We start from the raw sequence: 25,552 nt of genomic DNA, 5'->3' as shown, positions 1-25,552 counted from the left end.
TTTAATTCCCTATTTGACAAATTAAAGCTTACCAATTACCTTGAGCCCATTTATTTCATTCTTAAATGACGCTAAAACAAAAGCGCTGCAAAGCGTCAATGCTTTATGGGAGAATTAATGACATGAACACTACCCGTTTAGAATCTGATAGTATGGGCGAGATAGCTGTCCCCGCGGATCGCTATTGGGGAGCTCAAACTGAACGCTCGCTTCATCACTTTAATATTGGCCGTGATATTATGCCTATCGAGGTGATACATGCCTTTGGTATTTTAAAAAAAGCAGCAGCACTTACGAATGTTGAATTAGGAAAATTATCAGAGGATAAGGCTAAACTGATTATTCAAGCAGCGGAAGAAGTCAGCCAAGGTCTCTTAGATGATCATTTTCCACTGCATGTTTGGCAAACAGGTAGTGGGACTCAGTCAAATATGAATGTCAATGAAGTTATTGCCAATCGAGCAATTGAGTTGGCAGGTGGCGTTTTAGGTAGTAAGACACCTATTCACCCCAATGATATGGTCAACATGTCACAATCATCTAATGATACATTTCCGACTGCTATGCACATTGCAGCAGCTTTAGCTGTTTATCATAATTTATTACCAGAAGTCCGCCGCTTACGTGATGCATTAGTTCACAAGCAAGACGAGTTTAAAGATATTGTAAAAATTGGCCGCACCCATTTACAAGATGCAGTCCCTCTCACTTTAGGTCAGGAATTCTCCGGTTATGTTGCGCAACTTGATGCTTGCTTACATTGGATTGAAGCTGTTTTACCTCAATTATTTGAACTAGCAATTGGTGGTACTGCAGTAGGCACAGGACTTAATACTCATCCAAAATTCGCTACTAAAGTTGCAGATCATATTGCAACAATTACCGGCTTACCCTTTGTTTCTGCGCCTAACAAATTTGCTGCTTTAGCATCGCATGAGCCATTAGTTATTGCGCATAGTACTTTAAAAACACTTGCATGTGCATTAATGAAAATAGCTAATGATGTTCGCTGGCTTGGTTCAGGCCCTCGATGCGGAATCGGTGAATTAATTTTACCAGAAAATGAGCCTGGTTCTTCTATCATGCCAGGCAAAGTTAACCCTACCCAATGTGAAGCCATGACAATGGTCTGTGCTCAAGTAATAGGTAATGATACGACAGTTGGTGTTGCTGGTAGCCAAGGAAACTTTGAACTCAATGTATTTAAACCCGTTATTATTTTTAACTTCCTCCATTCTATCAATCTTTTAGTAGGTACTTGCCGCTCGTTTAGAGAATTTTGTGTAGAAGGATTGACTGCGCATCGCGAACAAATTAATTATTATTTAGAGAATTCTTTGATGCTTGTTACTGCTTTAAATCAGCATATTGGCTATGATAAAGCTGCAAAAATAGCAAAAACAGCCCATCATGAGAATACTTCTTTACTCGATGCAGCGGTTAAACTCGGTTTTCTAACTGAAGAACAATTTAAAGAATATGTTAAACCTGAGGAAATGATAGCGCCAAAATAAAAAATGTAATTGTTCACGGGGATATAATTAAGGAATATGACGACTTGGTCTTTCCGCGCAGGCGGGAATCCATTTATATGCAGGCCCAGTGCAAGTGTTAGGATGGATTTCCGCCTGCGCGGAAATGACAAAACTCTTAAGTTGACACCATTAGTTGTAATTCCTGTAAATAAACACTTACTTGCTCCACATTATTACTAAAAATCCACTCAATACCTCTATTTAATTCACGATATAAGCAATTTTTTGAATCAATAAATCCTACGCCTATTTTCTGGTGCGCTTTACGTAATTGATTAATTTGTGATTGCCTTAATAATAAATAATGAGGCAAAACACCTCCGTATCCTTTTTGTATGCTTAAATTGCAGAAATGAGCAACATTATTATGCAGAGGAACTAATAAGAGAGATTTTTTAGGAAAAGCGTGTTCAATTAGACTAAAGATAGCTTCATCTAGAGCAAGTAAATGATAATCTTGAATGGGAATAAGTGACTCTAACTCTTGAATAAGCGCTTCCACCTCAAAAAAAGGCGCTTTTATTTCGATAAATAAATGCATTTTTTTACCGTACTTTTCAATTACTTCCGTAAGTGTCGGTACTAAAGGTACTGCTTGCCTAAGTTCATTTAAGGATAAGTCATTAATTGTTAAATTCTTATTCCATAATCGCTTTAAAGTGGGGTCATGGTTAACAATAAGTTTTTTATCTGCTGTCGCTCGTATATCAAATTCAATACCCCAACAACCAAAGGTAAGTGCTTTCGCAAAAGCGATATCCGTATTCTCTAGACAAGACTGCCGATGATTATGAGCACCGCGGTGTGCAATTAACTTAGCCTTCTTTATTATATCGGCTTGTGGTTTAGTTTGTGGTTTACAAGCGAAGTAAGTATCAACACCCTTACAAAGCCAATCAAGCAGCATCATAAATTATTCCAATAAGCCATATTATATACTTAGCTTATTTATTATAAATATACTCTTTATAATAAGATATGCTGTTTACCCTAATATCTTTAGATCAGCTCAGAAATATTGATTCAGAGCTATACTTTAAAAAAGTTAGAATAGCGGTTGACAGTTTTATGGTTCTTCAGTAACTTACGCTGCATAAATGCCGAGGTGGTGAAATTGGTAGACACGCTAGCTTCAGGTGCTAGTGGAGGCAACTCCGTGGAGGTTCGAGTCCTCTTCTCGGTACCATTTTCTTATTAACTAAGCTTTATTTATTTTCCCCAAAGCCTGCCCATACTGAATAATACTGCCTGCTTTAATTGTATCAAGCCAGTCTACTTGTTGACCATTAGCAAACAGTAGCACCACTGTTGAGCCTAATTTAAAGTAGCCCATTTCATCCCCTTTATTGAGTATTTTAGGATGGCTACGATAATCAAAATGCTGTTGTTTTTTAGCACGTGCAAGTTCTCCATGCCAACTCGTTCCAATAGCGCCAACAATAGTTGCTCCAACTAAAACCATGGCCATTAAACCAACCTCTGTCTCGTAAAAAGTCACCAGTCGTTCATTGCGAGCAAACAATTTCCGAACTACCCGCGCCGTTGTTGGCTGCACAGAGAATAATTTGCCTGGAATATAAACCATACTAAGCAAGGTTGCTTTTAATGGCATATGCACTCGATGATAGTCTTTAGGTGACAAATATAAAGTAGCAAAACGCCCTTCAATAAATTGATCACTTAGATTCCGATCACAAGCTAAAAATTCCTGAACAGTATAATAACGACCTTTTGCTTGTAATATTTGGCCTTTATTAATTTTACCCAACTCACTTATAATACCATCAACAGGCGAAACAATATCAGCTGCAGCTAACGGTCTTTTTTCAGGTTTTAATTGCCGAATAAAAAAATCATTAAAACAGGCATAATTTAGAGGATTTTCTTCGCAAGCATCACTCATTACGATATTATATTTTTGCACAAACTGACGAATTAAGTGATTTTTAACTACAGGAATTTTTACACCAGCAAGCAAACCAGCAAAATTAGTTAAAGCATGCTTTGGTGTAAAATATTGAGGTAGGGTTTTTAAATAATCAGCAAGCATAATAAACATCAATTAAAGTATAGGGCATCATAACGGAAAAAAAAGCACTTTGTCATGTTTTATAAATATAAATCAGCAATTTCCTCTACATAGTTAGCATTAGATTAATTCTTACTCAGCAAGTTTACCTTACTTAAGCATTTACAACCGTAAAAATCTATGGCTAATTAATTATAGAATTAATTTTAAAATTAATGACAGTTCATAGGAATAATAATTAACATAGTCACATAATTTTTGCATATAAACCTATAAATAAGCATTATTTTATTAAATTTTAGTATCCCTGTTCATTTGTTTAGAGGAAAACCCGCATGTTTAATTAACATCATCAGGAGAGTCTTATGCATGAAGGACACTATAAGCTACCTTACCGCCCTATGCCTGCTCAATCAAGATTTGGCCTTTTTGGTTGGCCTCTTCATCATGAAAGTTGTTATCTACCAAATGAATTACTATTCAGACAACGTGTGCTTACAGCGCGAGCTACAAGCGGACTTGATGCAGATTTATTACAAACAAGCAGTAGCTGGTTTGCAGAAGATAAACAAGTTGCCTTTATTAATGAAAATGAGAACTCCTGGTTTCTAAATAATGAATTTCGACCGCGCCATGAACTTAGTTCGGATGATTTTCATATTGGCTTGATTGATAATCAACGTTTAAATTGGCCGGGATTAAGCACACTTATGCGTAATATTGGTGATTATCTCTTAATACGGAATAGTCGTCTGGCACCTGAGCATTTTAATCAACCTATGAATTATGTCTTGCTCGACGCTGTACAAATATTAAAGCGATTAGCTACGATTGATAATCCAACTTACGTTGCCCAACAGTTACAATTGTTACGGCAATATTTACGTGCTATAGAAATACATATCCCTCCAACAGCAGGAAGCGATCGATTATTTTTAGCAGATTGCCGCTATAGTATTGAGGTTAAAGTCGAGTCTGAAATTATCCATAATCTCATCACTCAACAATTAGAAAAACGCCTTCATGCGGTAAAATCTCAGCTTAATAAAGTTGGAGAGTTACGTCATATTATTTTGCACTTTGCTTTAGCTGAAGAGCCTGTTAACCCACATCCGTATTGGGAGCTCTTTATTAATAGTGAATCTTTAGACTCCAATGCTCAATTTCCTACCTTAGCTGCAAAAGCCTGTGCGACTGTTAATCAGGCTGCGTTAACAGAGTTTGCCCTAGACCCTACACTTTTACCAGTCACTGTTAGTGAGCAAACCTTAGATAATTGTCCGGAATTTAAGTTTATAGAAAATTTACCTAATGAAGTAAAAGCAGCATATGGTAAAGGTATTGCTGACCTACAAGAAATCGTTCGTATTCAAATGATTTTAGACAAGCTCTTACAAACATTTGATCGAGCAGGCGAAGTATTTACAATGATTCAATTTAGTGAGGAAATGCATAATTTATTACAAGGTATAGAGCAATTCATTCAACGATCAGAAAAGAATATTTTGCTCGTTCTAGAGGCAAATACACAAGCGTACCATAAATATATTCAAGAAAAACAAGATTTAACTTGGTGGGATAAATTTGCAAAAAATAAACAAACTCGTATTGATAATTTTATTACCAATCAAGATAACCTTGCCCGCTTTTCAACAACGCCAAGTGATTTACATTTAGCCAGTAATGAGTTACTCGGACAAGTTAACCAAGTTATTAATCATTTAAATCAGCAAAAAAATCAAAATGAACAACTTAAGTTAATTAGTGATGTCAAAAATTTAATAGAGCAACTTATAGATTCTATGCATGCTTGGGTAAATCATCAACGTATTTCTCAGGGTTTACCCATAATACCCAAAAAATTAAGCCTTTCATTAAATACAGATAACAGCCAAAATAGGCAAAGTAGCCAACTTCCTCCAGGAAAATCATTCGCTCTTAAGTCAACTCATAACACATTGTTTAGCCAATCAGACAGAGCTAAGCTTAATATGTTAGCGACTAATGGGCCTTTACCTGAATTAAATACAACGCATAAGTCTTGCTATCCTATTAATCGACCTTCACTTCCTGCTAATCCAAACTCTACATTTAATAGGCAAGATAACTCATCTATGATCTGGATAGCTAGTTTTCTTTTTCTATTACCTATTAGTCTTTTAATATTAAAAATTCTTTATGATAAATGGCAAGCTCACCATAATAATTTAACTTATGAAGAAATTAATAAGGAGAAATTTTCTAAGTTACTGAATCTTGCAGCTGATAAACTAGCTATTTTGGCCCATATAATAGAAGGTACTGATAAGGATGATGAAATTCAACCATATATCAATACCTTAGAAAATCTAAAAACTAAATTAGAGCCTACTACAAATGATGTTAAAGAGTTAAAAGAGCTTATTAAGGATGTTAATTATCAAATTAAATCTAATACTCAACTCCTAACAAATGGGTCTACTAATTCTTTAGGCTTATAAAACATTTACATTCGTCTCGATAGGCTTAGGATGCCCTGTTAAAGCAGGGCGCGCTTCCCAAGTCTGATTTTTTGCATAAGTTGCCAACGACCGTAAATAACATTGAATGTGCGTATCATCTCTAGCGACTTGCATAACCAATTGTGCGTCTAGATTAGGCCCTTTACTAATAGAAATAGTTGTTTGCATTATCTTTAATAATAACTTAAATAAAATTGTATTAAAGGAGTTATCTTTTATTTGACCTTGCGTAAAGATATTAGCAAGAATACCTGCATTAGAATGGTTTCTGTCCTTTAATGCTTGATATATATCCTCACTACGACTTCTTTTACTAAATAAATTCCACGTATACGGTTGGTATTGGCTTAGTGCTTTTTTAATTATATCTTCAAAAGCTGAGCGATCTAAACTATCTACCCATTTATACATCCATTTATTAAAACGAGCGAATGAGGAATCCGAATATAAATGTGTAAATCTCGGATCTTCTTTAGCATATTTGATTGCATGTAATGTATAAATATTTTCATTAAAATTTCCACGCTCACAGGCATATTCAACGCTGATTAAATTGACATCTATGGCGCCTAAAGTCTTATCTTCAATACTACTAACCGTATAAGAGCTTATCGTTTTCGAAACAAACAATGTCATTAGGTGTTTTATTAATTGAGTATTTAAAGAAGTACTAGAATGCCCACCAGAACTTAATATAAAAGCCAATTTATTTGCATTATCATCTGTACTGGTTTTTAAATATTGAGTTACTGGCTCTTCTCGATAGCGATTAGATAGAATATTTAATGAACTTGCAGAATAGCATTCAGTAATAATAGATGATATAGCACCATTGAACGTTTCTTTATCTAATTTATTAACCCAATCAAATAAGGCTTTAATTGCTTCTGAAACGACTGCTTCATGTGTATGAGGAATCTGTAACAGTTCTGCATAATTATGCCTAACCTTATTCTCAATAGGTACGTCTACAGAACTTAGGTGTCTTTGGAAATTAAAAGTACCATAGAGATTTAAGATTTTACTCATTAATTCACCAAATTTTTTAGACCAGCCGGACCAACGTGGATCCCCTAAATAATGGTAAATTTTATTTTCATACTTCTCAATGGCACCCGATACAAGCCGACAAAATTCCTGGTTTTTCTCTGCAGTAAGCTCATGTCTCTCTAACTTATAATAATCTAATGCAGCTTTTTTTAAACTTTTTCTAAAGCTAATTAACTCTCGCAAACCTAATAAAATACCATTTTCTTTATCACAATCAGTTGTATTCGGATCGATATCTAGATCATTTTCTTCTAAAAGTTGAGCCGCTTGAATTAACTTTGGATCGTCTAATGTAATGTTCGTTTTGTTAGTTTGGGATAAAACGATAGGCTTAATACTTAATTCATCAATTAAATCTTTAGTTAATTGCTTAGCTTGCGATAAACTATCTTTAATTAAGAAAATAAGCGAATCCCGCCAAACCTGATGATATCTCTGCTCTATTTTTACTGGCTGAAACCAAGCTTTAGGATTAAATAAAAAAGCGTCCCTATCTGAGGACTTTTTAATATAAATAAAATCCTCATCATTTTTTTTATCAGAGACATTTTGATGAGCATCCCAAGCCTCTTTCATCTTCTCATTTTTCTTATCAACTTGGGACATGATCTGTCCCATGGCAGAGGGTTTATTACGAAGATAATCACTGAAAGATACCACGGAGGCGCCACTTTCATTTTTAGGGCAGCCTGGGTAGAAAACAACAGCTTTGTATAACTGTTGATAACGATCGTATAAAACCTTCATCATATGATCAACAAAAGTTTCTTGCCCTTCAAATCTTGGCTGAAAGTAAGCTGGGTGGACTCGTCTTAATTCAGATCTTTGCTTTTCATCTAGACAGGAATAATCAAATTTAATATCCCCAAAATAATGTTCCAGCCGAGCACGTAATAATTCGGGATCAAAAAGAATAAGTTGCTTTAAGAAAGCATTAAACAGTTGATCTTGAAATGAAATAGTGCCTTTTTCTGTGAGAAGACTTGGATTAGTAGCCAGCTTTTGAAACTCAGCAAAATTTTTATAAATCTTAGCGACATTACCATTTGCAGGAATTGTGCGAGCTGGAGAATGAGTTCCCGGCAGCGAGTTAGGCAAATTATCTAATTGACTTCCTCTTATACGCATCAATATTTCTGGTGGATCCTTTAAAAAACTATCACTTAATCGTCCTCCTTTCATGATGTAGGTAATATCATAAAAGCTCATATCACGATCAATTAATCCTTTAGTTGATATATTTTTAGGGTGTTCGTCATCTTCGCCAATTGTAAGTAATATGGCTATGAATTCAGCAAAATTTTCTAAAAGAAGTGATTCTACACTAGGACATACTAACTCTTTCTCTTGAGGATCAGTAGGCGTAGGATCAGTCCACTGTAATAAAGGTTTAAAGTCAGGAATGGCAATTGAGATAGTGCCAATAACTTCATCTTGGTCATTTAACACCAGTCGTTCTTCAGCTACTCGATCGACAAAAGTGCTCATAAAAACACTACTGGCAACAGAATACTGAGCTAGTATTCGTGGATATGAGGGAGCGAGAGGTTTATAAAATCCTTTTTTTATCTCGCCAGCTGTGTCGATAAACTCGACCTTGAAAACTTCATGGCCTGAGGTAGGCACCGCTTCTCCGGCGCTTTTAAAAACTAACTGGCCATATCGTAAAGCCTTACTTGGCAAGGGCATGGCTCTATTTCCTTATTTTCTGGTATCAGCAGAATATATTCATATTAAGCAGAAAATGCATATTTATTCAATAGTATTTTTAATAACAAACATGCACCGACTTAAAAAGATTTGCTAACATACTAATCATTTGCTGACTACCAATGTTTATTTTAAATTAAATTTGCTTAAAAAATAACAACTTAAATTTTATTCACTTAATATGATATTAGCACTTTTTTATAAAAAAGATGGCATCTATTCACATCTTGTCTAATTATACAAGTGACATTAAAGCTAACTAGTTAGGTTTTTAAAGTAGGTTTAAGTTGCTCCGTAATGTTAATGTCTAATGCTTTTATTTTTTCGCCAGAGGTAGTGTGTTGAAAAAAGAAAAAGTCTCCTGAACGTTTATAATGACAAATATTAGCTAGGCTGCCTGTTAATAATAAAGCAACTATATTAGTAATGATAGCTAATGTACATCTTAGCCAGGGATGATAATCAATATTAGCAACAGCTAAAAAGGGCTGCTCTGCTTCTTTAATTGCTTTAAGTAAATGTTTTTCTGAATTAGGAGAATTAATTTGCTTAAATATTATCGAGTACATCTTTCTGCGGTAAATTTTTTCTTCTTGTTCAATCTTGTCTAACTTATCGGGCAACTCTTGCCTAAGCCGTGCTCTAATTTTATGACATTCATATTCAAGAATATTTATTACGTTTATAAAAAGAGCTTTTTCTTTGTTTGTTTGCATTAAAAACTTTACTAGTTCCCTATTGTTATCAGGCTGTAAAGCCTCTAATGAATTCATTATTTTTAAGGTGGTGAGAAATTGATACACAAAATAGGAACTTGATTTAGCCTCTAGTTGTGTAAGATCTGCTTGTAATATATCTATACTACCTGTTGTAAGACCAACATAAGCTACTTTCATTAAGTCTGACTGTAAAGCTACTTTTTGCTTTTTAATAAAACTAGTTAATTGAAACAGTTGTTCTTTTTTAAAATCATCTACGAACGGTGCAACTGATTGTTTATTAAGATCTAATAGTTCAACAGCCTGACAAAAGGATTTTATATGAAAATTAGTTTGGTTTTTTAAAAAAGCCAGAAAATTAATAATAGTAGGTTTGCTTGTTTCAAACATCGCTAAGTTATTAATGATAGGTAATAACTGAAGATTAGTAAGCAAGGAAGAAATGATATTGCTATTAAAACCTAATTTAAATAAATTATGACAAACTTGAGCTTGCTCAGTAGTTTGACATAAAAGTGCTAAATTAATAATGTCTTGCCAAGATAGGTGGCTAGTATAAAAACCTTCTGTTAAAAACTGAGCGAACTCGGTGGGACTAAAAATTTTCTCTAAATTTAAATTTGGATCCTGCAAAACATTTATTAGATCCCAAAGAGAAGAAATATCTCCTATATAAAATATTAATTTACATAAAAGTGTTTGCTTAAATGTCTCTTTTGGTAACCCTTCTTTTAAATGCGTTAACCAATTTAAGTTGCGCCATATGATTTCACTATTCCTACCTGCTTCATTAATTTTTTCATAAAAGGCGGCAAATTCATTATGGTTAATAAGAAACAATAAAGACGAAATGGATTCATCACTTAAAGCATTTTTAAGGAAAGAAGCTTGTAAACTATCAATTTTAGCAAACAAATGCTTTGCTAATAGTTTATTTTGTGTTAGCAGATCCCATTTTTCGATTAATTCAATCTGATCTAAGAGTAATAACAGATCGCACCATCGTCTTGCCTTTGTTACTTTGAATTGTGGTAAATGGCATATATTTTTGTAGAGTAAGCTTGTCTTATCTAAACAATTAAAAATTTGCGAGATAGACAGTCTTACTTCTAGCTGTTGGGCTACTTGTAATGCTTTATTGGAGAAGACTTTTTCAGGTGATTCTTTTAACGTGGTAAGTAATGATTGATTATCTTGATAATTATCACTTAAGGCTACATTTTGTAAAAATTGGCCAATAATCTCGAAATTAGGGTTTATTTGGCCATCGGGCATGATATTTAAATTAAGAAGACGAGAAAGGAAGGGATGCTCAAGTAATGCCGTAAAAATTACTGGCTCAGTAACTGAAATTAAATTTCCGGTTTTAGCCTTTTTATTTTTAATAAAGGGGTGCGGATGAACGCTGGTTAAAATGTAAACTTGGCGTTGGTTTGATGCTAAATTCGTATGCTTTATAAGTCCAATCATCCACTTGGTTGGATCATCACGCCGATAATATATATTTAAACCACTTAAAACTTTATTTTGATCTATAAAGGCAAAATGCAGATTAACATTATTATTGTAATAGTCAGTTGGTTGCTCATTTTCCTTAAAAAAAGGTTCCGGACCAAAGATCAAAAATAAGTTCCCTGCCGACATATTACCTTGACTATAATGCTTATAATCACTTTTAGTACAATCTAACCAGGCATTAATATGAGTTTGACAGTTTTCTTTACTACCAAAAAATAAAGTACGAAATAAATCTATATCAATATCTTTGCTAGTTGTTCCAGAGCGTAACAATGCTGACAAGCCAAACGCTGTATAAATTTTGTCACTCGTTCCTCTAATGAAATACAGCATACTAATTACATTTAACTTTAGAAAGCCGGCATTATAGCTTAACTTCACTTCTAAATAAGTTAAATTTTCGAAAAATTTGTTTACAATTTAGCATCTTACAAACCAAATCCTACACAAGTTAAATTTATGATTAGAATAGGAGAAAAGTTTGTTTAATTAGAGCATAGTAAATTAGCCTATTATAAGCTTATTGAGCGACAGTTAAGGTATTTAAACCTTTATCTAAACTCGCGCATTTTAATATGTAAAAGAGTTCCTAGAAGCACCCTTTTGTTTATCTTGCATTTTGTCAATCTTTTTATTCACCATGTCAATAAAATTTATAATAGTCCGTTGGTGGCTCCACGTATAGGAATCTGTTTTTTGCGGCTTTTCTTCGTCTAATAGCTTTAAAACTTTACTTACTGCTTGTTTAATTTGCTTAATTTGTTCTGGATTTAAAAGTGTGTCTGTGCAATTTATTTGTGAAGCCTTTCTTAGTTTCTCTGACGCACTCTTTATCACGCTATTAGGCAATTTTTCAAAACCTTCTATTAATTCATCTGAAGTTCTAAGGTCAAATTGTGGCGTTCCATTATCTCGATCTTCTGGGTTGTAATCCAAATTTATACAACTTTGCAAATTTACCCCATCTTTTACCCTCCTAAAAAACTCCGGTGAATGGTTAGTGATAATTTCAAATTCCTTGAATTCAGAAAACCACTCAGGGTATATTTTCGCCAAATTGTCATTAATCTGTATTAAAAAATCTTTTATGTCCATACTACTTATCTCAAAAATAGACTAGCTATACGCCAAATTTAGTTTTTTTATTTTACTATATAAATATTAATTAAACATTAAGAAATAAAATAGAACAAAATCAAGCTTGCATATCTAAAAATATCTGTAACTTCTCATGACTAATTAGAGCCCAAACTAATCAAAAAATTTATCAACTTACTTCTTAGTAATTTATTTATCATAAATTAGCGTCAAAAAAAAAATCCATTAAAAAATGGCTGGCGGTAAAATAAAAGATTAGGGGTCACAAGAAATTTTAGATATTTGATTTAATTTTAAAATGAACCTGTAAATGCGAAAAAATATATCATTTTCTGAGCATTTACAGGCATGTTAGAAAAGAATTTTTTAGAGTAGGCCTAACTTTAAATAATTAAAACCTTAGCCCCTGGATTTGCTTTTACCCAATTAGCTACATATTCAATGTAGTTATTTTTACCAACCGCAATGCATCCACGCGTCGAGCCTGGTAAGTTATTTAACCAATTAAACAACATAAACGACTGGGTAGGCCCATGGATCCCTACATCTCTACCGGTATATCCTGCAGCTAATTGTTGCGGTGTTGGATAAAGAATAGGAATAAAGATTTTAAATTGAGTAGATTTCCGTGGATAAGCTAATCTATACAAACCAATGGGTGTTTTATTATCACCTGACTTTTTTTTACCAACCCCTTTGTATCCAAGAGCCACTTTAAACGACTTGATTATAATGCCATTTTTACAAATATTTAAAACTTGCTCTGAAGTATGGACATTGATTCCATTTAATAAAGGGCAAGTTGCAATACTAGCAAATGAGATAAACGGAAAAAAAATAGAGAGCAGTGAAATAATTGCCTTTATTTTCATAAAAATAGATAAATATTATTGTAATTGGTTGATAATTATTCCATGAAATTTATTTTATTTATACTAAATTATCTTAAAAAGATAAATATTGAACAGATTAAGTCAACTAAGCATAAATTTATCAGCTTAAAAGCACCTAACCTTTAACTCATATCCTTTAGCTTTAAGGAAGTATTACAGGCATATAATTAGAAACCAAAATTTACATGGTTCTGTCATTTATACTGATACAATTTCTGCCACTAGATTTAGCTTTATACAACTCAATATCAGCCAAAGTTATTAGTTCTTCTCTCATAATAAGAGATACTTGAGTGAATAGCATTGATAAAATTTTCTCACGTATCTGAATTATATAAAATGGAACCCTCATTTAATTTTTCAGCAAATTGCAAAGCTTTTCTTAGCCACATAGTTCCTTGACTTTTATTACTCTCTTGTAAGTAAATCAAACCAAGATAATAGGCTGCTTCTGGAAAATTATTTTTTATATACAAAGCCTTTTTTAAGGAAGTCATTGCTGCATTTGCGTCTTTAAGCTCCAGTTCAATTAACCCTTTAAAAAAGAAACCTTGCTATATTAATTACCGACTATCCCTTATCCTTAAGCTTAACTTACTAACAACAAAAGATAATCATCATACATCCTTTTAGGAGCCTTCTATATGAACTCTAACAATAAAGCAAAAAAACAAACAGGCGCCTGCTTATGTGGCCAAGTCAGCTATGAAATTGAAGGTAAGTTTGATCTATTTTTGTTTTGTCATTGTACATATTGCCAAAAGGATACCGGTACGATACATGGCGCAAACTTAATATCGCATTCAGCAAAACTCAATTGGTTAAGTGGCGAAGAAAATACCAAAACCTTTAATTTAAAGGGAACGAGACATACAAAATGTTTTTGCCGAACCTGTGGCTCAGCTTTACCCTATATGTATGAAGGTAAAATGCTTGTTTTACCTGCTGGCAGTATCGAATTCGAACCGCCGATAGCCCCTACTGCGCATATCTTTTATCAAAGTAGAGCTAAATGGGAAGATGAATTAGCTGAAATTGAAAAATTTGCTCAATTCCCTAATAGCTAAGAACAGTAAAATTAGCGCAGCCTTGATTATACTACGCTAGCTCTTACTTGAAGTATTATGTAGAAGAAAATTTCATCATTGCTAATCCGAAGATTATAAAGGCTGCAGCTATAACTCGTGATGCGTTAGCTGGCTCACCAAGAATTATAACCCCTATTAAAAATGCGCCAACCGCTCCGATACCTGTCCATATTGTATAAGCTGTGCCAAGAGGAAGTGTTTTCATAGAGATAGATAAAAGAATAAAACTAGCTACCATTGTGATAATAGTTACCACGGACGGTATTAGTTTCGTAAAGCCCACAGATTGCTTCATCATGAATGACCAAACAATTTCAAGGATACCTGCAAGAAAAAGATAAACCCAAGCCATATTTTACTCTCGTTAAAAGTCGGGTCGTCCCGTATTATTTACCCAAGATAGGTGAGGTCGTCCTCAATAACTATATATCATGAAATACTATGATTAATGATTACTAATAATAAAGAAATTAAGCAATCATATTCCCAGCTACATAATTTATGGTCAAAAAATCTAAATTGAGGAGTTGTTGTATGCGTATGTTTAAACAAGTTGAAAAACCTGCCCAAGTAGTTTTTCCACTCGAAGCCTTTCAATCACTTGCAAAATACTTTTTACATCACTTAATTGCGGCAGTACCTGTTATCAATTCAGGTGATAAATAACTGAAGCTTCTTGGGAGGCAGCTGGACAAATTTCTCAAGAACAGATGCAAGATTTTGTAAATAATTTAAGCCAAAGCTTATTTAATCAAATACAAGACGTTAAAATAGTTCAAGGGAAAACACCCACTGAACAAATGTCAATTTATGAAGTTGCTTCCTATGCGAAAAATGCAAAATTTCCAAAGTTATGTATACCTGGTATTAACTTAATACAGCCTGTAGTATTTTTAATTCCTAAAGGGCGAATAACCTTCGATGATGGATATACAAAAGGTAATGTATATAATCCTAATACAAACTTTAAATACAACACACCGCTACTACTAGAAGATTCATGCAATAAGAATGAACTTACTATATAAGGACAATTTTTGTAAAGGTTTACTTAATCGGCCTAGCCAAAGCTTTGATGATGTATTTCTACCTTTCAGACCTACCTAGCTATTTTAACTTTACTAAATTTCTATCTTCAACTTAAGCTATTTAAATCCTGCCTACGTTCTGCGCTTGTTCGCGGAATCCAGGATACAACTCTATCGCTAGATCCCGCGGCTAAACCGCGGGACGTAGGTACAGAGAAAACTAAGCTATTTAAATCCCGCCTACGTTCCGCGACTTGTTCGCAGAATCCAGCGTCCAACTCTAGGGTTAGATTCCACAACTAAACTGCGGGACGTAGGTATGAAACTCATTTATACTATTACTATTGAATTTAGTTTTAATCAGGAAATAATTTTTAATTAATGCCATCTTTATTGTTTAATTTGATTGGTGCCGGCCGCTTAGGAAAGAATCTAGCGCTTAGCCTTATTTCTTCAGGGCAAATTTCTTTGGGAGCAATTCTTAATAAGAAATTTTCTAATGCAGAGCAAACTCACTCACTCGTTAAGCAAGGTAAACCTGTAGCTTCTATAATGGATTTACCATCAGCAGATATTACTTTTATTACAACCCCTGATGACGATATTGCGCCCATTGCTTTAGAACTTGCTCAGAAAAAAATTATTTTACCAGGCAATATTGTTGCTCATTGTAGTGGTGTTTTAAGTTCTGAAGTCTTAAAGCCATTGCAAGATCAAGGCTGTTATATTGCAAGTTTTCATCCATTAAAGGCGTTCAGAGCAGATTTATTTGATCAAAATTGTTTTAAGGACTGTGATTGTGCAATTGAAGGTGACGAACGAGCCATAGCAATTTTATCAACACTTTTTAAACCTTTAGGGGCCAATCTAGTTACGATCGACGCGAGTAAAAAAACACTTTATCACGCGGCAGCGGTTCTTGCTGCTAACCATTTAGTTACCTTAGCAACACAAGCTATAGAATTATTTGTTGAAGCTGGTATTTCTGAGCAAGAAGCAAAACCAGTTATTACGCGTTTAATGCAAACAAGTCTTACCAATATTCAATGCGCGCCTAGTTTAACAGCAGCTCTCACCGGCCCCTTGGTGAGAGGGGACATTAATACCATCGCAAAACATATTAACGCACAAGAAAATTTATCAACTCTATCTTTATACAAATTACTTTCACTAAAAGCACTTCCTCTAACTAACTTATCTTTAACCCAAAAAAATTTATTAATTAACCTATTAACTGAATAATTTTTACTTGAAATTAATTTTATTTCTCAACATGTTATAGCGCCGCCCACTAAGTTTTAGACAAGACGCAAGTGAGCGAGGCGAAGAAGTATACAATTAAATACATGATTGAGCTGATCGAACTTGCAACGAAGTATAAAGCTTAGTGTCCGGCGCTATAGTTTTAATTTTCAGATTTAGCCACACGCAACGCAGTCACATTCTGTAAGCCACGGGGCAAACAATTACCTCGCCGGCCTCGCTCACCTTGATAGTGCTCTAAGTCAGCGGGTTTTAGGGTATAATGACGCTTTCCAGCATAAACAGTTAAAAGATCTTTTTTACTTAAAACTTGCACGTCAATTAAGTACTCTTCACGCTGAGCAGCTTTGGCACTTGGTATATTAATCAATTTAACCCCTTTGCCTTTATTTAAAACTGGTAACTCTTCTGCTGAGAACACTAATAAACGGCCCACATTGGTTACACAAGCTACATTGGCAGCTTCTTGCTGATTAATCAAACGTGGCATTAAAACCAAGCTATTCTCCGTTAACTTTAAACAGGCTTTACCATTGCGGTTTTTAACATATAACTCATTTAATTGTGCTATAAAACCGTAACCGGCATCACTTGCAAGTAAAAAATAATCTTGCGGATCACCAGCAACAAGAGCCTCAAATGTTGCGCCATTAGCAGGATTTAATTTTCCTGTTAGAGGTTCACCTTGTCCACGGGCTGAAGGCAATACATGCGCTGGTAAGGTATAGACTTTGCCCGTACTATCAAAAAAAACAATCTGCTGATTACTGCGTGCATTTATTTGAGCTTTAAACGAATCATTAGCTTTATAATTTAAATCTTGCCCATTTACATCATGACCTTTAGCTGCACGAATCCATCCTTTCTCAGATAAAATAATAGTGACTGGTTCATTAGGTATAATATCTGTTTCTTTTAAGGCCTGTGCTTCGCTTCGCTCTACTAGAGGTGACTTGCGCTTATCACCGTATTTATTTCGATCAGCAATAATTTCATTCTTAACTAATTGCTTTAAAGCATTTTCACTTTCTAAAATTGCTTGAATTGAATCACGTTCCTCTGATAATTCATCGAGTTCACCTTTTAATTTTATTTCTTCCAGTTTTGCTAAGTGACGGAGCTTTATTTCCAGGATCGCTTCAGCCTGTCTTTCACTTAGCTTAAAACGCTTCATCAAACCTTGCTTCGGATTCTCATCTTCGCGAATTATTGCAATGACTTCATCAATATTAAGGAATGCAATGAGCAGTCCTTCTAAAACGTGAATGCGATCTAATATCTTATTTAAACGATAACGTAATCTTTTCTCAACAGTGGTCAATCTAAAGCTTAACCACTCAGTTAAAATAGTTAATAAGTTTTTTACTTTAGGCTTACCATCTAAGCCAATCATATTAAAGTTAACCCGATAGCTTCTCTCTAAATCTGTAGTAGCAAAGAGATGTGACATCATGCTATCAATATCAACTCGATTTGATTTAGGTATGATAACCAAACGAGTAGGATGCTCATGATCAGATTCATCACGTAAATCTTCAACTAAGGGAAGTTTTTTTTGCTGCATTTGTGTGGCTATCTGTTCTATTACTTTGGCACCGGAGACTTGATAAGGGAGCGCTGTAATTACAACTTGATGTCGTTCAATTTTATATACAGCCCGCATTTTGATTGAGCCAACACCAGTCTCATACATTGTTCGAATTTGAGCTGTAGGTGTAATAATTTCAGCATTTGTAGGAAAATCTGGTGCTTTAATGTGTTTGCAAATTTTATCTAGGCTAGCATTTGGATGATCAAGTAAATAGGCGCAAGCATTGGCAACCTCAGTTAAATTATGTGGTAAGATGTCTGCTGACATACCGACAGCAATACCGGTTGCGCCATTTAATAAAACATTTGGTAGGCGTGCTGGTAGCAAAGAAGGTTCTGTTAATGTACCGTCAAAATTATCTACCCAGTCAATTGTGCCTTGTTGTAACTCTGATAGTAATAAATCCGCGTAGCCTGATAATCTAGCTTCCGTATAACGCATCGCTGCAAAAGATTTAGGATCATCAGGTGATCCCCAGTTACCTTGGCCATCAACAAAGGGATAGCGGTAAGAAAAAGGTTGAGCCATGAGTACCATTGCTTCATAGCAAGCTACGTCCCCATGTGGATGAAATTTACCTAATACATCTCCAACCGTGCGTGCTGATTTTTTATGTTTAGCTGTTGCTTTAAGACCAAGTTCTGACATAGCGTATACAATACGTCTTTGCACAGGCTTCAAACCATCAGCAATATTTGGCAAAGCTCTATCTAAAATGACATACATAGAATAATCAAGATAAGCTTTTTCAGTAAACTCTGTAAGCGATTTTTGCTCAACGTTAGATATCATCATAAAAAACACACTACTTAAGATTAATTGGAAGTTAATTCACACCCATTAAACTATTATCCCTTTATAATTAAATGACTATGATTTCAAATAGGGTAAATTTATTAACTGTGACTAAATAGTAATTAAAGAATTAAAGCTTGGGCTAAAACAGTTATTATTATCGCAAAATAATACATAAATTACTATGTTTTAAATTAAGTCAATTATTGCCTTTATCTGCAGCTTAATTCTATCTGCTATGATTCTTTATATATTTATTTATTTATTAAAGTATATATTATGAAAACTCAAAGGGGATTAGCTGTTACCACTAAGTCTCGACAAGTAATAGACGCCATCAATTATTTTAATAGTGAAATTTTAAACTCGGGAGCCCATGCTGACATTATCCTTAAAGCAGCCAAAGATCATCCCCATAGTTTGCTTATTCAGGCTTATGCTGCTGCTTTTTACCTTTATGCCCAAGAAGATGAACCAACCAAAGTAGCGCTACAAATTCTTAAAGAGGCAGAAGTACTACTGTATCAATCAAATTTACGAGAAAGATTAACCTATTATGCAATTCGTGCCTGGGCTTATTTAAATTACGAGTGTGCAATTACTCTACTTACCAGTATTGTTAAACAATTTCCTCAAGATGTCCTAGCGTTGAAATTTGCAGAATGGCTTTTTTATTGCACGGGACAATCTTATCAAAGCCGGTACTTCCTTAACTTATGTAAAAGTTGTATGAAACAAAATCAACACGATCCGGCTTTTTTATCTAGTTATTCGTTTGCACAAGAACTATGTGGACATTATGCAAAAGCTAAAAAAATTGCTAAACAAGCAATAGATATAAGTGAATCTACTGTCCCTTGGGCGTATCACACTTTAGCTCATACCTATTTGCTGGAAAGTAATGTAGAGGAAGGGATTCAGTGTTTAGAAAGTTTACCTTTAATATGCCCAGAGATTTTACCTCTTTTAAAAGGACATAATACATGGCATCTCGCATTATTTTATCTGGCTAATCGCAATCAGGAGAAAGTTTTAGAACTTTTCCCCTATATTTTTGGCAGTTTACCTAATACTGTTTTAGAGCAAATTGATGCTATTTCATTGTTATGGCGTATGGATTTAGCAGGCCTGCCACAAGATAACTATTTTCAGCAAATTACGCCCTATCTTGATTCCCATCCTTTTGAACATTACATACCTTTTAACAATGTGCATTTTATTTATTGTCTTGTGCGAGCTGGTAAAAATGATTTGGCAACTCAATCCTTACAATCTATTAACTCTTATGCTTCTACCTTAAATTCAAAACATGACCGTAATTTATGGCAAAATATTGCTTTTCCTTTATGTGCCGGTGTTAAACACTTTGCAGAAAAAGACTATCAGGCTGCCTATGAGTTAATGCAGCCCGCTATCCGTAACTGCTTTCAATTAGGTGGAAGTGATGCGCAAAATGAAATTTACACACAAACATTTCTATGCTGTTTATTAAAAACAAATCAATACCAAAAAGCACAGGATTTCTTTTTTACCTACCTTAACCATTATAAAAATACTTCTTTAGCAGATTATTGGTTTCAAAGTTAGCCTCATAAAATATGAGGCATAACAATCTTGCTTAAGTTTCAAATAAGCTTAAAGCTTTTTTATCTCATCATAGTACAGTTTTCTTCAAAGTTTTGATTACTAACTGTTGCCATAAGCTTTTTAAGTAAAAATACGTCAATTTATCAGCAAAATTATTAATTTAATTATAAATTTAACTAAATTTTGATTATTTTAAAACCTGGGCCTGTAACCCACCCTTTTTTGAGATATTTCTTATAGTTTAAACCGCAATTAACTTTAGGTTAAATTTATTATTATACATATACTTGTCAATAAAGGATGACAAGGATTAGTCTGACAGGAAGTCAAAGACAAGGGACCAGTACAGGATGTGCTTCGCCGCAAGGATGCGGCTTTTTACTTGATTATCTGCTTAGACGTCAATATTCTCTGCTTCTAAGGCATTACTTTCAATAAAATCACGCCGCGGTTCAACATTATCTCCCATTAGCGTTGTAAATATTTCATCAGCCGAAATAGCGTCTTCAATACTAACCTGCAACATGCGTCTAACAGTCGGATCCATTGTAGTTTCCCAGAGTTGTTCTGGATTCATTTCACCAAGACCTTTATAACGCTGAATAGATTGGCCACGTTTTGCTTCTTCCATAAGCCACATTAAAGCTTCAGCAAAAGTTTTAATTGCTAAGACCTTATCACCTCGTTTTATGTAAGCGCCTTCCTCAATTAGATTTATTAATGTTGAACCTAATTGAACTATTTCTCGGTAATCTTTAGAGCCAAAGAATTCAGCTGTAAATAAAGAATAATTTTCCAAACCATGTTGAGTAATAACAACTTGGGGTAAATAGATATCTTGTTCAGCTAGATGAATAACCTCAGCCCGATACTGTAATGCTTTATTACTTATATTAACTAGATATTGATTTAACTGTTCAACCCACGCGGTAATAGGCTCTTTCTTAGTAAAATCTTGTCCTTGTAAACTTGGTAAGTAAGCTAGTTGTCTTAGAAGATCTTCATTATAACGCTTTGCAAGTCGTTTAATAATCTTTTCTAATTTCCTAAATTGCATTACTAATTCTTCTAAAGCTCTTGCTGATATTGATGGGGCATCTTTAGACGGATATAACTCCGCATTATCAAGTGCACTTTGAGTCAAGTGCTCAAATAACGCTTCGTCATCTTTTACATATTGTTCTTGTTTACCGCGTTTAATTTTGTAAAGTGGTGGTTGAGCAATATAAATATATCCTCGCTCAATTAGCTCTGGTGTCTGACGGTAAAAAAAGGTAAGTAATAAAGTACGAATATGTGAACCATCAACGTCGGCGTCTGTCATGATAATAATACGATGATAGCGAATTTTATCAGGATCGTATTCATCTGGGCCAATACCGCATCCCAATGCGGTTATTAAGGTAGCTACTTCCTGCGAAGACAGCATTTTATCGAATCGTGCTTTCTCTACATTAAGGATTTTTCCTTTAAGCGGTAATATAGCTTGGAATTTACGATCACGACCTTGTTTAGCAGAGCCTCCTGCTGAATCCCCTTCCACAATATATAATTCAGACAGTGCAGGATCCCTTTCTTGGCAGTCTGCTAGTTTTCCAGGTAGCCCAGCTATATCTAATGCGCCTTTACGTCTTGTCATATCTCGTGCACGTCGCGCTGCTTCACGTGCACGTGCAGCATCAATCATTTTACCAACAATTGCTTTAGCACAAGCTGGGTTCTCTAGTAAGAAATCATTAAACTTTTCACTTACAAGTGATTCGACTATGGATTTTACTTCCGATGAAACCAATTTATCTTTTGTCTGCGAAGAAAATTTTGGATCAGGTACTTTTACAGAAAGAACAGCAGTAAGCCCTTCACGTGCATCATCACCTGTCGTGGCTACTTTGGCTTTCTTTGCAAACCCTTCTTTTTCAATATAATTATTTAAAGTACGGGTTAAACCAGCTCTAAAGCCAGCCAAATGTGTACCACCATCACGTTGCGGAATATTATTTGTAAAGCAAAAAATATTTTCTTGAAAAGAATCATTCCATTGCATAGCTAACTCAACTACGACTTCCTCTTTATCTGCAGTAAATGAAAAAACCACAGGAATAATAGGTGTCTTATTACGGTTAAGATGCTCAACAAATGCTTTTATTCCGCCTTCATAACGAAAAGTATCACGTCTTTCGGTACGTTCATCATATAAGTGAATACAAACACCTGAATTTAAAAAGGAAAGCTCCCTTAAACGTTTTGCTAAAATTTCATAATGAAATTCAATATTATTAAATGTATCAGCACTTGGTTTAAACCATACTTGTGTACCTGTGTTAGCTGCTTCGCCTGTGACTGATAGGGGAGCATCTGGTACACCATGGCGATAGTGTTGCTCATGTGTTTGACCATTGCGCCGAATCAATAAATGAAGTTCTTCTGATAAGGCATTTACTACAGAAATCCCTACCCCATGTAAACCGCCTGAGACCTTATAAGAGTTATCATCAAATTTTCCACCAGCATGAAGAACAGTCATGATCACTTCTGCTGCTGAGCGGCCTTCTTCTTGATGTATATCAACAGGAATACCACGGCCATCATCCTTTACTGTGATCGATTCATCAGCATGGATAATTACATGAATTTCTTTACAATAGCCGGCTAATGCCTCGTCGATTGAATTATCAACTACTTCAAAAACCATATGATGCAGACCTGTACCATCATCGGTATCGCCAATATACATTCCAGGCCTCTTTCTTACTGCATCTAATCCTTTTAACACTTTGATATTAGACGAATCATAATTAGCATCAATGGCCATAAATATCCTCTTACCTAATATACATTTTACCAAAAATGATTATATCATTATTTGTATAGGGTTTATATCACTTACTAACAATTTGACAGTTCTAGATACTGTCCGTTTGAAAACGCTATAAAACAAGTTTTTTTAATTTGTTTCACGTGAAACGTTTTTGTTATTTTATTTACTTAGTAATATTGCCTTGCTCCATGTGAAGAATTTGATGAGGGAAATCAAAACCTGTAATTATTTTCGATCCTTTACGTAAAGTAATAAAAAATTGATCTTCGCTTTTAACAATATATTTTAATAAACGTTGCAAATGTTCCTCATCTAACTCTGAAGTAAAATCATCAATCAAATGGACGCAACTGCCTCCAAGCAAAGCAGTTTGAGCAAATTTTAGGGCGAATAAAATCATTTTTTGTTGACCGCGGGAAAGAAAATGTCTCACTTTTATATCTTTACTCATAATCGTTAAATCAGCTTGATGAGCGCCATAGTGAGTTTGACCGCGAGCTAAATCAACTTCATAACTTGCAGCAAGTATAGTTTCTAAATTTCTACCTTCATTACGCCTATCCCACCCCTTATAATAGTTTAGCAAACATTCAACGTTTGTTAACTGAGGTAAAATAATTTTAAAGGCTTCCATCAGCTTTAAAAAATAGGCTTGCCGATAATCATTTAATTGTTTAGCAAGTGTAGAAAGTATTTTATTCCATGGAATTAATGCCGTACTAGCTGCACGTTGTTTTAATAGGGTATTACGTTGCTTTAATGCACGCCGATAATCCTTCCAAATTGTATGATAAGGATGTTCCACGTGAAACAATCCCCAATCAAGTAAACTTCGGCGTATTGCAGGGCCTGCATCAATAATCTGAAATATATCTTGATAAATAACCTGACAAGGTAAAAAAAAAGCAAGCTCACTGCTGGTTAAACAAGGCTGTCCATTTATGCGAGCCATAGTAGAAGAGCGCAATGATTTCTGAATACTTACATATTGATTATCAATTGTATTAGCGAAAACAACTAAACTATCTTGCTCATGTGAAACTAAAGCTGAAATTTCGCGGCTTCGGAAAGAATGCCCACTAGCAAGGAGATAAATGGCCTCAAGAAAAGATGTTTTACCACTACCATTATCACCCGTGATAAAATTCAAATGTAAATGGAGATCAAGTTTGGCGGAAGAAATATTACGAAGATTTGTTATTTGAATATCATTAAGCTTCATAATTTCATAGGCATAATGATATATTGATAATGTTCGTCTTCTAAAGATTCAACTAAAATACTACGGTCAGTAGTAGACATGGATAATCGAACTAAATTACCAGGTAAAATGTTTAAAACATCTAAAAGATAACCAGCATTGATACCTATTTTAAGCTCTTGACCATCAACATTAGCTTCTAACGATTCTGTTGCTTCTTCCTTTTCTTGATTATTAGCTACAAGGGTAACGCCAGAAGGTTGTATATGCAGTAAAACAGCGCGTGACTTTTCATGAGCAAGAATCATTATTCGTTGCAACGAACGTTTTAAGAGATCTTTCTCAATTAAAATGAATTTATCATTATTGGTAGGGATAGCTCTTACATAAGGCGGAAATCTAGCTTCGATTAATTTTGAATTAAATTTATAATCGGCTGTAATTAAACAGAAGTAATTTCTTCCAGCAATAACACTAATTTCTTCATCATCAACAGAATTGAGAAGACGAAGCATTTCTTGAATCCCTTTGCGTGGAATTAATAAGCGCTGACTTGGAAAATTTAAATCTGACAAATGTCTACAAATAGCCATCCGATGGCCGTCTGTTGCCACGGTAGTAATCGTATTACCTTCAAGTTCAAAAAGTAGGCCATTTAAAAAAACTCGAACATCTTGCTGAGACATAGCAAAATGAGTTGATTGCAATAACCAAAGTAATTCTGCCCTAGGTAACTTAAGTTCAATGTCAGGCTGTTCTTGATCACTATTAGGAAATTGTTCTGCTGGTAATGTTGCTAATTTAAACTTACTACGGCCTGCCTTTAAAATCACAGCATTTTCATCTAACTTAATTGTGGGGATAGCCTCATCATCAAGAGAGCGAATAATATCAATAAACTTTTTAGCAGGAACTGTAATTTCACCTTCAGTAAGACAATCATGACAATTTAAAAAGGCTGATATTTCCATTTCTAAATCAGTTGCAGTCAGTACCAAGCGTTTTTGTTTAATTGAAATTAAAATATTAGCTAAAATTGCAAGTGATTGGCGTTTATCAACAGCACCTGCCACCATGAGTAAACGTGGAAGTAATTCATTCTTAGGAATAGCAATTTCAAACATAATA

18 protein-coding genes, 1 tRNA gene and 1 pseudogene are annotated in these 25,552 nt (G+C 34.5%); 8 read left to right on the top strand and 12 right to left on the bottom strand.

Features of this window, described 5'->3' with window-relative positions; translation table 11 throughout:
- Positions 1-122 precede the first annotated feature (122 nt).
- Positions 123-1,514, top strand: coding sequence for a class II fumarate hydratase (gene fumC, locus E1P04_RS05785; protein ID WP_131781980.1), 1,392 nt, complete (start codon positions 123-125; stop codon positions 1,512-1,514).
- 136 nt (positions 1,515-1,650) lie between these two features.
- Here the strand turns inward: fumC and E1P04_RS05780 are convergent, their stop codons facing one another.
- Positions 1,651-2,442, bottom strand: a complete 792-nt coding sequence (locus E1P04_RS05780; RefSeq protein ID WP_131782209.1) for a glycerophosphodiester phosphodiesterase — start codon at positions 2,440-2,442, stop codon at positions 1,651-1,653.
- Positions 2,443-2,634: 192 nt separating this feature from the next.
- Here E1P04_RS05780 and E1P04_RS05775 point away from each other — a divergent pair.
- A tRNA-Leu gene (locus E1P04_RS05775) sits at positions 2,635-2,721 on the top strand.
- Between the two features lie 12 nt (positions 2,722-2,733).
- Here the strand turns inward: E1P04_RS05775 and asd are convergent.
- Entirely contained in the window at positions 2,734-3,585 is an 852-nt protein-coding gene (gene asd / locus E1P04_RS05770; RefSeq protein ID WP_131781979.1) for an archaetidylserine decarboxylase, read from the bottom strand.
- A 344-nt stretch (positions 3,586-3,929) separates the two neighbouring features.
- Here asd and E1P04_RS05765 point away from each other — a divergent pair, with 344 nt between their 5' ends.
- A complete protein-coding gene (locus tag E1P04_RS05765) occupies positions 3,930-6,044 on the top strand; it encodes a hypothetical protein (protein WP_131781978.1) in 2,115 nt (704 codons plus the stop codon).
- Here the strand turns inward: E1P04_RS05765 and E1P04_RS05760 are convergent.
- From E1P04_RS05760 to E1P04_RS05740, 5 genes and pseudogenes are all read right to left on the bottom strand, one after another.
- Entirely contained in the window at positions 6,039-8,804 is a 2,766-nt protein-coding gene (locus E1P04_RS05760; RefSeq protein ID WP_131781977.1) for a hypothetical protein, read from the bottom strand. The genes E1P04_RS05765 and E1P04_RS05760 overlap by 6 nt on opposite strands.
- A 284-nt stretch (positions 8,805-9,088) precedes the next feature.
- Positions 9,089-11,395 carry a hypothetical protein gene (locus E1P04_RS05755; RefSeq protein ID WP_131781976.1) on the bottom strand — a complete coding sequence of 769 codons (2,307 nt, stop codon included), beginning with the start codon at positions 11,393-11,395 and terminating at the stop codon, positions 9,089-9,091.
- Between the two features lie 237 nt (positions 11,396-11,632).
- On the bottom strand, positions 11,633-12,157 hold the full coding sequence (locus E1P04_RS05750; RefSeq protein ID WP_131781975.1) for a hypothetical protein: 525 nt from the start codon (positions 12,155-12,157) through the stop codon (positions 11,633-11,635).
- A gap of 386 nt (positions 12,158-12,543) precedes the next feature.
- Positions 12,544-13,032 (bottom strand): L,D-transpeptidase family protein, encoded by a 489-nt coding sequence (locus E1P04_RS05745; RefSeq protein ID WP_131781974.1) that lies wholly within the window; start codon positions 13,030-13,032, stop codon positions 12,544-12,546.
- A gap of 338 nt (positions 13,033-13,370) precedes the next feature.
- Positions 13,371-13,586: pseudogene (locus E1P04_RS05740) on the bottom strand (hypothetical protein); the annotation flags it as partial.
- Between the two features lie 111 nt (positions 13,587-13,697).
- Between E1P04_RS05740 and E1P04_RS05735 the strand changes: the two are divergent.
- Positions 13,698-14,120, top strand: a complete 423-nt coding sequence (locus tag E1P04_RS05735) for a GFA family protein (RefSeq protein WP_131781972.1) — start codon at positions 13,698-13,700, stop codon at positions 14,118-14,120.
- Between the two features lie 55 nt (positions 14,121-14,175).
- Here E1P04_RS05735 and E1P04_RS05730 read toward each other — a convergent pair whose 3' ends face one another.
- Positions 14,176-14,493, bottom strand: coding sequence for a DMT family transporter (locus E1P04_RS05730; RefSeq protein ID WP_131781971.1), 318 nt, complete (start codon positions 14,491-14,493; stop codon positions 14,176-14,178).
- A gap of 182 nt (positions 14,494-14,675) precedes the next feature.
- Between E1P04_RS05730 and E1P04_RS18215 the strand changes: the two genes are divergently transcribed.
- The 3 genes from E1P04_RS18215 to E1P04_RS05720 all read left to right on the top strand — a co-directional run bounded on the left by E1P04_RS18215 (position 14,676) and on the right by E1P04_RS05720 (position 16,411).
- Positions 14,676-14,807, top strand: coding sequence for a hypothetical protein (locus E1P04_RS18215; protein ID WP_282433102.1), 132 nt, complete (start codon positions 14,676-14,678; stop codon positions 14,805-14,807).
- Positions 14,808-14,851: 44 nt separating this feature from the next.
- Positions 14,852-15,169: a hypothetical protein gene (locus tag E1P04_RS05725; RefSeq protein ID WP_131781970.1), complete on the top strand. Its 318-nt coding sequence runs from the start codon at positions 14,852-14,854 to the stop codon at positions 15,167-15,169.
- A gap of 381 nt (positions 15,170-15,550) precedes the next feature.
- Positions 15,551-16,411 carry a Rossmann-like and DUF2520 domain-containing protein gene (locus E1P04_RS05720; protein ID WP_131781969.1) on the top strand — a complete coding sequence of 287 codons (861 nt, stop codon included), beginning with the start codon at positions 15,551-15,553 and terminating at the stop codon, positions 16,409-16,411.
- Positions 16,412-16,574: 163 nt separating this feature from the next.
- Here E1P04_RS05720 and parC read toward each other — a convergent pair whose 3' ends face one another.
- On the bottom strand, positions 16,575-18,818 hold the full coding sequence (gene parC, locus E1P04_RS05715; protein WP_427853177.1) for a DNA topoisomerase IV subunit A: 2,244 nt from the start codon (positions 18,816-18,818) through the stop codon (positions 16,575-16,577).
- 279 nt (positions 18,819-19,097) lie between these two features.
- On the opposite strand from parC, the gene E1P04_RS05710 reads away from it, so the two are divergent.
- Entirely contained in the window at positions 19,098-20,405 is a 1,308-nt protein-coding gene (locus E1P04_RS05710; protein ID WP_131781968.1) for a tetratricopeptide repeat protein, read from the top strand.
- 394 nt (positions 20,406-20,799) lie between these two features.
- On the opposite strand, the gene gyrB is transcribed toward E1P04_RS05710, so the two are convergent.
- The 3 genes from gyrB to dnaN all read right to left on the bottom strand — a co-directional run bounded on the left by gyrB (position 20,800) and on the right by dnaN (position 25,548).
- Entirely contained in the window at positions 20,800-23,217 is a 2,418-nt protein-coding gene (gene gyrB, locus E1P04_RS05705) for a DNA topoisomerase (ATP-hydrolyzing) subunit B (protein WP_131781967.1), read from the bottom strand.
- Between the two features lie 169 nt (positions 23,218-23,386).
- Complete coding sequence (recF, locus tag E1P04_RS05700) at positions 23,387-24,445, bottom strand: DNA replication/repair protein RecF (RefSeq protein ID WP_131781966.1); 1,059 nt, start codon at positions 24,443-24,445, stop codon at positions 23,387-23,389.
- Positions 24,442-25,548 carry a DNA polymerase III subunit beta gene (gene dnaN, locus E1P04_RS05695; RefSeq protein WP_131781965.1) on the bottom strand — a complete coding sequence of 369 codons (1,107 nt, stop codon included), beginning with the start codon at positions 25,546-25,548 and terminating at the stop codon, positions 24,442-24,444. The genes recF and dnaN overlap by 4 nt, the downstream gene beginning before the upstream one ends.
- Positions 25,549-25,552: the final 4 nt, after the last annotated feature.

Source organism: Legionella gresilensis, from assembly GCF_900639865.1.
GTDB classification, from domain to species: Bacteria; Pseudomonadota; Gammaproteobacteria; order Legionellales; family Legionellaceae; genus Legionella_C; species Legionella_C gresilensis.
Note: the sequence above shows the minus strand (reverse complement) of the source record. Positions and strands in the feature narration are given on the sequence as shown.

Coding starts and splice junctions, on each gene's coding strand:
- fumC (WP_131781980.1), top strand. CDS start 123: ATGAACACTACCCGTTTAGAATCTGATAGTATGGGCGAGATAGCTGTC.
- E1P04_RS05780 (WP_131782209.1), bottom strand. CDS start 2,442: ATGCTGCTTGATTGGCTTTGTAAGGGTGTTGATACTTACTTCGCTTGT.
- asd (WP_131781979.1), bottom strand. CDS start 3,585: ATGCTTGCTGATTATTTAAAAACCCTACCTCAATATTTTACACCAAAG.
- E1P04_RS05765 (WP_131781978.1), top strand. CDS start 3,930: ATGCATGAAGGACACTATAAGCTACCTTACCGCCCTATGCCTGCTCAA.
- E1P04_RS05760 (WP_131781977.1), bottom strand. CDS start 8,804: ATGCCCTTGCCAAGTAAGGCTTTACGATATGGCCAGTTAGTTTTTAAA.
- E1P04_RS05755 (WP_131781976.1), bottom strand. CDS start 11,395: ATGCTGTATTTCATTAGAGGAACGAGTGACAAAATTTATACAGCGTTT.
- E1P04_RS05750 (WP_131781975.1), bottom strand. CDS start 12,157: ATGGACATAAAAGATTTTTTAATACAGATTAATGACAATTTGGCGAAA.
- E1P04_RS05745 (WP_131781974.1), bottom strand. CDS start 13,032: ATGAAAATAAAGGCAATTATTTCACTGCTCTCTATTTTTTTTCCGTTT.
- E1P04_RS05735 (WP_131781972.1), top strand. CDS start 13,698: ATGAACTCTAACAATAAAGCAAAAAAACAAACAGGCGCCTGCTTATGT.
- E1P04_RS05730 (WP_131781971.1), bottom strand. CDS start 14,493: ATGGCTTGGGTTTATCTTTTTCTTGCAGGTATCCTTGAAATTGTTTGG.
- E1P04_RS18215 (WP_282433102.1), top strand. CDS start 14,676: ATGCGTATGTTTAAACAAGTTGAAAAACCTGCCCAAGTAGTTTTTCCA.
- E1P04_RS05725 (WP_131781970.1), top strand. CDS start 14,852: ATGCAAGATTTTGTAAATAATTTAAGCCAAAGCTTATTTAATCAAATA.
- E1P04_RS05720 (WP_131781969.1), top strand. CDS start 15,551: ATGCCATCTTTATTGTTTAATTTGATTGGTGCCGGCCGCTTAGGAAAG.
- parC (WP_427853177.1), bottom strand. CDS start 18,818: ATGATGATATCTAACGTTGAGCAAAAATCGCTTACAGAGTTTACTGAA.
- E1P04_RS05710 (WP_131781968.1), top strand. CDS start 19,098: ATGAAAACTCAAAGGGGATTAGCTGTTACCACTAAGTCTCGACAAGTA.
- gyrB (WP_131781967.1), bottom strand. CDS start 23,217: ATGGCCATTGATGCTAATTATGATTCGTCTAATATCAAAGTGTTAAAA.
- recF (WP_131781966.1), bottom strand. CDS start 24,445: ATGAAGCTTAATGATATTCAAATAACAAATCTTCGTAATATTTCTTCC.
- dnaN (WP_131781965.1), bottom strand. CDS start 25,548: ATGTTTGAAATTGCTATTCCTAAGAATGAATTACTTCCACGTTTACTC.